At 40.4% G+C, this 8195-nt stretch carries 9 protein-coding genes; 4 read left to right on the forward strand and 5 right to left on the reverse strand.

What is annotated here, in order from left to right; genetic code table 11:
* Nucleotides 1-271: 271 nt before the first annotated feature.
* The 4 genes from H5125_RS21030 to H5125_RS21045 form a co-directional block, all read right to left on the reverse strand.
* A complete protein-coding gene (locus tag H5125_RS21030) occupies nt 272-469 on the reverse strand; it encodes a DUF2986 domain-containing protein (RefSeq protein ID WP_011637061.1) in 198 nt (65 codons plus the stop codon).
* A gap of 216 nt (nt 470-685) precedes the next feature.
* The gene (locus tag H5125_RS21035) at nt 686-1132 is read right to left on the reverse strand and encodes a hypothetical protein (RefSeq protein ID WP_101087503.1); all 447 of its coding nucleotides are present in this window, start codon (nt 1130-1132) and stop codon (nt 686-688) included.
* Between the two features lie 164 nt (nt 1133-1296).
* Nucleotides 1297-1653, reverse strand: coding sequence for a glutathione S-transferase N-terminal domain-containing protein (locus H5125_RS21040; protein ID WP_162022838.1), 357 nt, complete (start codon nt 1651-1653; stop codon nt 1297-1299).
* Between the two features lie 120 nt (nt 1654-1773).
* Entirely contained in the window at nt 1774-5244 is a 3471-nt protein-coding gene (locus H5125_RS21045; RefSeq protein WP_182745350.1) for a DUF748 domain-containing protein, read from the reverse strand.
* A 311-nt stretch (nt 5245-5555) separates the two neighbouring features.
* Here H5125_RS21045 and H5125_RS21050 point away from each other — a divergent pair, with 311 nt between their 5' ends.
* The 4 genes from H5125_RS21050 (at nt 5556) to H5125_RS21065 (ending at nt 7428) form a co-directional block, all read left to right on the forward strand.
* Entirely contained in the window at nt 5556-5951 is a 396-nt protein-coding gene (locus tag H5125_RS21050; RefSeq protein ID WP_101087506.1) for a GNAT family N-acetyltransferase, read from the forward strand.
* A 146-nt stretch (nt 5952-6097) separates the two neighbouring features.
* Nucleotides 6098-6805, forward strand: coding sequence for a DUF445 domain-containing protein (locus tag H5125_RS21055; protein WP_101087507.1), 708 nt, complete (start codon nt 6098-6100; stop codon nt 6803-6805).
* 94 nt (nt 6806-6899) lie between these two features.
* Nucleotides 6900-7250 (forward strand): VOC family protein, encoded by a 351-nt coding sequence (locus H5125_RS21060; RefSeq protein ID WP_011637067.1) that lies wholly within the window; start codon nt 6900-6902, stop codon nt 7248-7250.
* Nucleotides 7231-7428 (forward strand): DUF1289 domain-containing protein, encoded by a 198-nt coding sequence (locus tag H5125_RS21065; protein WP_259395508.1) that lies wholly within the window; start codon nt 7231-7233, stop codon nt 7426-7428. Before H5125_RS21060 ends, H5125_RS21065 begins: the two co-directional genes overlap by 20 nt.
* A 46-nt stretch (nt 7429-7474) precedes the next feature.
* On the opposite strand, the gene H5125_RS21070 is transcribed toward H5125_RS21065, so the two are convergent.
* On the reverse strand, nt 7475-7990 hold the full coding sequence (locus tag H5125_RS21070) for a GNAT family N-acetyltransferase (RefSeq protein ID WP_182745353.1): 516 nt from the start codon (nt 7988-7990) through the stop codon (nt 7475-7477).
* Between the last annotated feature and the right edge of the window lie 205 nt (nt 7991-8195).

Genomic DNA, 8195 nt, shown 5'->3' on the forward strand with positions numbered 1-8195 from the left:
AGATGAGACTCAGTGAAGATGAGACTCAGTGAAGATGAGACTCAGTAAAGATGAGACTCAGTGTAGATGTGACTTAGTGAAGATGTGATTCAGTGTAGATGTGATTCTGTGTATATGCGATAGAGTTTACATGTGATTGGGATCGAGACGTGATGCTATGATAGATATTTAATCTCTGGCTAATGCCCATAGAGCAGATAATAAAAAGCCCCTATTTTTGGCCTTGACCAATAATAGGGGCTTTTTGATACTGACACCTTGTAAATGGGTGTTAGTCTTTGTCAGTTTCTGTGCTGGCTTCAGTGGCAACTGTTTGTTCAGCCGCTTCTGCTAACGCAATTTTCTCACGTTCAGCTTTAGAGATATAACGCTCAACAGGCTTGTTACTTGGGTTAGCCGGCACCACTTTATTTTGGCGAGCCTTGGCACGTTTGGCCAATTTTTTGATCATCTCTTGCTTTCTATTCATCTGATTTCTTACTTTGTAAACGACAAACTATTAATATCATTCTAGACGATACACGGCTTATCGGAGCGTGATGACACTGGTCTTGGAGCCTACGGCAACATCACGAGAAAATTTGGATGCTAATTTTAGCTTAATTGCTTAGCTGGATATAGTGTTTTATCCGTCAGCGACAATAATTAACCTATTAAGTCAGTTAAAGCTGCATCGGCTTGGCAATTAGGCGCCGAATTTTTTAATATCTTCAGCGGTAGCACCATCATTACATTCGCCACGAATTTCACCGCGCTCAGTTTCAACATAACGACTTAATTCAATAAAACCGGCTTTACAATAACCATTCATTTCGATGGTTTTTCTAAGACCCAGATCAATTTGTTGATGCCATAGTTCGAGGCGATTCTCTGCGTTACGTTGTTCAATTAAATAACTCTGTGCATCTTGTTTACTGCGAATTCTTCTTTCTAGCGGGGAATCACCAGGAATGCTGCGGTCAAGGGCGGTAGCTAGTTTTGCTTTATAGACAAACAACTTAATCCCATTACCTTTAATTTGAGTACTGAATGCATCGCGAAACTGCCCCGCAAAGTCCATAGGATCAGGTTCGCTTGCGCTACAGGCGCTAAGCAGTATGAGACTGCAGATGATTAAGCTTATTTTTGACACTCATTACCTCATTCGTTCTTATGTTAAATGAAACTCGAATAAATGCTGCAAAATATTATCATGACCTTTATTGATACAAGCATGGCCAGGGTAAAAATATTTCTACAGCAATATGTTAGCCACAGTGTTGAGATAAACTGTGGCGACATGACATAACCAGTGCTTTATGCGAAACGTTCGTTGAGGTAGCTGGTAATGGCTTTTGACTCATATAACCATTGGGTGTTGCCGTCTTGTTCGATACGTAAACAAGGCACTTGTAGCTTGCCACCTTGGCTTACTAACACGCTTTTGTTGTCATCTTGTTTGGCGTCGACTAAGTTAATGGTTAAATTTTGGCGACGCATATCACGACGAACCTTGACACAAAAAGGGCAGGCGGCGTATTGATACAATGCCAATGATTGAGTTTGTTGATCGACAATAGCTTGTTGATCTTGTGGACGTTGGCGCTTTTTAGGAGCAAACACAAAATTTAACAACAAAATAATTCGACCTAAAATCCAGCGAACGATAAACATAGATAACCTCAATCTTAACAATATTAATGATACATCATGATTACAAACGTTTGTTATTACTCGTTTGCAATGTATGCGCAGTCTACCCGATGTAGATAGCGGTTAACAGCCACAGACTGGTTATTTTACTTGTAGTTCAAGCAATGCTTCTGCGGCATCTTCTGCGGTGTTGATACGGCTTTCAAGCACAAATATTTTACCTGCATCAATTCCTGCTTGAGCAATTAAATAGGCTTTAACCGCTTTAGCGCGCTCTTGGGCTAAAAGGCCAAATTCATCTGCAGTAAACTGTTGGTGATTTTTAAGCATATTGTACAAACCAATGTGCCAACGCGTGATCAGCTCTGCTTCAGTCAGTTTTGGTTTTTTCTGCTGTAATTTTTGCTTGATGTCTAATGGATCCTGCGATAACTCTTGCTCAACCAATTGATACAATGCATCTGCTAATGGCCCCGTAACAGGGTATTTGCTGGCAGAGACACTTTTGGGGAAATCTTTGAATTTTATCCCCGCAGCGTTAGCCAGTTGCTTATGCAGTTTGGTTTCTGCTAATGCTTGTTTATCGTTAATTATGTCGATACTGCCTTTAATATTTAGATTAAGCAGCGGCCTGTCTATTAACGCTTTAGCCAGTTTGTCTAAGGTGCTTTTTTGTTTAAGTGAGATGTTGCTGCGTCCATACTCAAAACTGATTTTATCTATTTGTTCATCACTGCCCACAAGACCAGCTAAGAATGAAAACGGTGAGGTCACCGCTTTGGTTATGATATTGCCTAGTGCATTAATGATGATGCTACCAAAACTAAAGCTAGGAGAATCAATATCCCCAGACACATCAACGCCTAAATCAATTACGCCATGTCGGTCTTGCAATAATGCTATCGCTAATGTCACCGGTAGGCTGGTTGCTAAACTGCTGTTACTGCGTTTACCTAGCTCGAGTTGATCAATCACTACATGATTACTGCCAACTAATTCATTATTTTTAAGCTGATAGTTTAGATCCAGTGACAACTGACCTTTATCAATATAATAACCAGCATAAGTGCCAGAGTAAGGGTTAACCGAGGTGAGCTCTACTTTGTCAAAGTTCAAATTAAGGTCAAGATAAGGTTGAGCTAATAACGGGTTAACATCACCTTTTAACGTCACCGGTGCGTATTTGTCTATTTTTCCCGCTAAATCAACTGATGCAGTGGTTTCTGGATTTGATGATAAGTTGGTGATCTGGCCGTTAAGCATTTCAATGCCCGAAGCAAAATTGGGCGTTAACGAATTATCCGCAAAGAAGGCCGAGCTGTCTTTAAAGCCAATCTTATTAATGTTGAGCTTCATTTGTGGCGCATCGGTGGTGGATTGCTCATTGCCTGTCGATAAGGTCGCTTGTTCAGCTTTACTTGGACTAACAGCAACTTTATCTGTCTCAACACTATCTGTCTCGACACTAGCAGTGGTTTGTTTTACGTCTGCAGGAGTATTGATCAACTCGCTAATATTGGTGCTGCGGTCGGGTGAGATAATCAGGCGACTAAACAGCTTATCGAAGTTTATTTCATCAATATCAATGTTAGCTTGTTGGCGATCAAACGATAATTGGTTGATGTCCATGGTTTGCCATGTCAGCAAAGGTTGTTTTAACACGTTATCGTTAATGTGTAATTGACTGATGTTTGCACTGCCAGAGTAGGTTAGCGTGTCTTTAGCGTCTGCATGCAAAACACCCTTAGTGGAAAACATGCCATCTTCAATAGTGATATTGATGTAAGGAGCAATATAAGGTTGTAAACGTGACAGCAACATATTACTAAAGTCGATTTCAGCATTCACTGTTTGCGCTAATGCATCAACTTGTCCTGTTGACGTTAATAAGCTTTGTTGATTAATTCCTGCCGAAAATTGATAATCAATCGGGCTGGATAGATCTGATTTTATTACCCCAGTAGTGAGGTCAATCGGGCCGATTTGCCAAAGAATAATCTTATCACTGGCAATGCCTTCACCCAGTTTAACTTGATACTGCGCGATACTGATTTTGTCTAGTGTGACTAACCAAGGGGAGTCAGCATCGATGGAGTTAGACGTTACTGCTGTTTTTTGTTGAGTCGTTTGTGAGTCTGTCTCAACTGTCGCTTCTTTCGTAGCATCTTGTGTCGCTGATGGTGGTGATTGCTGCGCTAATAGTGGTTCTGCATCTATTTCTGTATCTGTTTTTGCAGTTGTATCGCTAGCTGCTTTTGTTTTGAGATCAGTGGTGACTTGTTTAACGGTCGCGATGGCTTTATCAGTAATGGTATCAGCCACATTTGTGCTGTCAGCTTTTTGCTCATCTGAGTTAGCTTTCTCTATATCTATACTGCCTAAATCTGCAGTCTCTGAATCTATCGTGTCTGTAGTAGCTGATTCGGTAGTAGCTGATTCGGTAATAGCAGACTCGGTAGTCGTTGAGGCTGTAGAAGATAAATCTGAGGTATCTACGGTAGTTGTTAACTCAGTGTCTTTAGGCAGCAATAAAGCAACCAAATCAGCACCAGTAGGAGTGATATTGAGTTTGATATTACCTTTTTCGGTATGGAACTCACCAATGCTAACGCGTTTTTTGTGGCTGTCTAAATTGATATTATTTAATGCTAAGACATCAATGGCGATTTTTTCATCTTGCTGATGTAACGCTTTAAAACGTTTAATCACTATCTGTGCTTTGGTGACATTGATATGGCTTATTGGTGCTAAGTTTTTGTCTTGCAATATCACGTCATACTGTCCGTTTAGGCTCAGCGTGCCTTCAGCTAAGTTAATCGCAAACAGTTGATCAACAAAAGACCAGTAACGTGATAAATCAATTCCAGTCACCTTAACATCGCCTTTTATTGCCAGGGGCGCTAATTGGAATTGCCCTTGCAATGCGACCGAGCCTTTGAATTGATCTTCTATGCGTAAGTTATAACGATTTACTTGGTCTTGCTTGTCGTTTAACGCACTACTCAAGCTATTGAATTGTGCCAATGACACATTGATGTTGGGATAATTAATGTGGGTATCTGTGACGTTGTCGTCTAGGGTAAACACGCCTTGTTGGATCTGAATATTAGCAATGTTTATCGCCGGTATAACACTCGGTTCAGTACTCATTGGTGTTGGCTGACTATTTTGGCTTAGGCGAGTAATAATGTCACTGAAGTTAAATACAACTTGTTGATTTGCCGTTTCAGTACGCGCCACTCTAAAGGTGGGTTGTTGTAGACGGATATCTTCAATCACTATCGCCCAAGATGAGATCGATTGCCATAATTGAATGTTGCCATAGGCCGCGGCGAATGACGCAAACGTTTTCGGGCTATCAAGTTCGTTGATTTCAAAACCCGATACCGCTAGTTCTAACGTAAATGGGTTGATACTAATGTCTTGTAGGGTAACGTTTCTGCCTAATTGCTCGGTTAATATCGTTGGTGCTTGTTGTTTGGCAATATATGGAATTAATCCGCCGAGAACAGCACAACCCAATAGATAAACAGTTAATCCATAAAGGGCTAATTTTAGAATACGAGAGCGCGGTGTAACCGCTGAGCGCAATTGCGCAAAAAACGAGGTCATAAGAGGTAATCTTGATACAAAACAGTGGCAACAGCTGACTATTTTACCAAAAAAACAATCGTAACGAATGATTATTTTGTCAGGATAATAGATTAATTTACATTTATGTTTATTGATGTTAACTTTGTATTTAAGCTTATGTAATTAATAGATTTTCTATTTATCTTTTTTATATAAGTTCATTTTGTTTTGTGCGTTAAACACTTACAGTGACATATTGTTTTAACCTGATGGCTTGATGCCATCACTTAATAGGCATGATATCTGCGATATTCATACGCGGTATTTAATCCTCTTTTCAAGGATGAGAAATGCAAATACGTCTAGCTTCGAGCATCGATTTAGAACCATTGAGCCTGCTATTTGATCTATATCGGCAGCAACTACAACAACCCTCTGACTATCCAGCGTGTCATCATTTTTTGAAGCATCGCTTGGCCGAAAATGATTCGATGATTTTTGTCTCCATCAGAGACGATGAAATGGTGGGCTTTATTCAATTATACCCGTCGTTTTCTTCATTGCGCCTTGCTCCTGTGTGGTATTTGGAAGATGTGTTTGTAAAACCTCAATATCAGCAGCAGGATGTTGTTAGCCAAATGTACCAAAAGGCTCAGTTGTTGGCACAAAGTACTGGGGTATTATTGATTAACCACCATGATTCCCAAGTGCCTATCGAACCTGAATCCTTAAGTTGTACGGCGTAAATTGATCAGTATTATTTGCTTACCATTAACCATGGTAATTAAGTCTGTGATGAGATGAACGATGAATTATGTAGACCTCAGTTATTTCTGATAAAATAGCTGAGGTTTTTTATTATTTTATCATCATAGATGTTAAGGAAAAGAGATTGAATAAGAGCGTATTAACCAACCTTATCGCGGCTGTCTTTATGCTGGTTGGGTATGTGTTACAACAACAAATTGTCATGACAATAGGGTTATTTGCGTTGTCGGGTGCATTAACCAACTGGTTAGCAATCCATATGTTGTTTGAAAAAGTCCCCGGTTTGTATGGTTCCGGTGTGGTTCCATCACGATTTGAAGAGTTTAAAGCGGGCATTAAACATTTAATGATGCAGCAATTTTTTACTCAAGAGAATATCGATCGCTTTTTGACAACCAGTAGTGCCAGTAGTATTGATTTAACCCCTGTGATTGAAAAAATTGATTTAGCGCCATCATTTGATGCATTAGTGTCGACTATCGAAAAGTCATCATTTGGTGGCATGTTAGCGATGTTTGGTGGAACCGAGGCGTTGATCCCACTGAAAGAGCCATTTATTGAAAAAATGAAACTGTCGTTAGTTGAACTGGCTCAAAGTGAAGAGTTCAATGCTATTTTAGTCAATGAGCTTGAAAAGCCAGATGTTATCGCAGATATGCAAGCTAAAGTGGCCAATATTGTGGAACAGCGTTTAAATGAACTCACGCCTGAATTAGTGAAGCAAATCATCCAAGACATGATTAAAACCCATTTGGGTTGGTTAGTGGTGTGGGGTGGTGTGTTCGGCGGTATTATTGGCGCCGTCGCGGCAGTGCTACAGCAATACAGTTAACCCCAAAACGTATTATTTTCATGGCGTTGTCTGCCATATGATATTGTCTGCCATATAATATTGTCAGCCAAATAACAGAGTAACAGAGGTGAGTATGAGTCAACATCATAGTATTAATTATTTAGAAATACCCGTGAAAGACCTCATCGCAACCAAAGCCTTTTTTACTCAGGTTTTCGGTTGGCAGTTTCAAGACTATGGTCCTCAATACAGTTGTTTTTTGCAGGTCGGAATTGATGGTGGTTTTTATCAAGCAGACTCTCAATTCACCTTAGCAAATGGCAGCCCGTTAATTGTGCTTTACAGCCAAGATTTGGCCGCCACAGAAGCTAAAATCATTCAGGCTGGTGGACTCATCACCAAAGCCGTATTCAGTTTTCCTGGCGGTAGGCGTTTCCATTTTAGCGACGTCAATGGTAACGAATATGCCGTCTGGTCAGAATAACGACAATCAAATTGCCTCACCTTGTGTGAGGCAATGTTGTTTAGACCAGCGTGATATCTGCTTAGGTTGTCATCGCTCGCTCGATGAGATTTTGGCTTGGCATACTATGGACCAACAACAAAAAAGTGCGTTGCAGGAAACGTTACAACAACGCGCTATAGCACGTAAAAAACGTTAGTAGGGCGCTAATCTATAATTGTTGATCACTACAATATCGTATTGAGCTACACCGCAGTTGGGTTAGTTCTGGGTTCGGTATCTGTTCTAAATAAGCTAAACCCGCGAGCTTGATAGTTTTGTAATGCGCTTGGGTGATCTAATGAGCAAGTATGCACCCAAACTCGGCGGGTGTTAGGCAATGACCACGCTTGTTTAATGGCTTGAGTCAGTAAATAGCCACCAAAGCCTTTACCGATAAAGCGTTCGCCTAAACCAAAATACATAATCTCGACAGTTGCATCATCTTGCTGCTGTAATTCAAAGTAACCCGCTGGTGCACCGTCTTTATACGCGACAAACAAATGCAAATTATCCGCTTCGCTGTATTCCTGCCATTGGCTATCGGACAAGGCTAATTTATCTGTCCACTCCCACGCAGCACCCACAAATTGATATAAAAAACGATTGAATTGATATTGTTTTATTTTCACCTCAACCACGGTTAAGCCGTTGGCATCATGTTTAGGTTTTAATTGACTGCGGTCGGTCATCTCAAGATTAAAAATGCTGATGTCTGTCATGGAGAACCTTATTATTATGTATGAAACGAAGAATATCATTATCTTACAAGATGGCGCCAAACAAAAACACCACCCAAAAGGTCAATGCCGATCGTTTAAGGGCACTTGACCGATCTTGCAGATGAAAGATAATCCCTACCAGTATTCTGGTGGGGATTTTTTATGTTTGAGCAAGAGCTTGAATTAGTTCATGAGTCTGTTGAAG

The organism is Shewanella sp. SR44-4, from assembly GCF_014163715.1.
Classification (GTDB): Bacteria; Pseudomonadota; Gammaproteobacteria; order Enterobacterales; family Shewanellaceae; genus Shewanella.

Excerpts from the sequence above, each read along its gene's own strand:
- H5125_RS21030 (WP_011637061.1), bottom strand. The coding sequence starts at position 469 with ATGAATAGAAAGCAAGAGATGATCAAAAAATTGGCCAAACGTGCCAAG.
- H5125_RS21040 (WP_162022838.1), bottom strand. The coding sequence starts at position 1,653 with ATGTTTATCGTTCGCTGGATTTTAGGTCGAATTATTTTGTTGTTAAAT.
- H5125_RS21045 (WP_182745350.1), bottom strand. The coding sequence starts at position 5,244 with ATGACCTCGTTTTTTGCGCAATTGCGCTCAGCGGTTACACCGCGCTCT.
- H5125_RS21050 (WP_101087506.1), top strand. The coding sequence starts at position 5,556 with ATGCAAATACGTCTAGCTTCGAGCATCGATTTAGAACCATTGAGCCTG.
- H5125_RS21060 (WP_011637067.1), top strand. The coding sequence starts at position 6,900 with ATGAGTCAACATCATAGTATTAATTATTTAGAAATACCCGTGAAAGAC.
- H5125_RS21065 (WP_259395508.1), top strand. The coding sequence starts at position 7,231 with ATGCCGTCTGGTCAGAATAACGACAATCAAATTGCCTCACCTTGTGTG.
- H5125_RS21070 (WP_182745353.1), bottom strand. The coding sequence starts at position 7,990 with ATGACAGACATCAGCATTTTTAATCTTGAGATGACCGACCGCAGTCAA.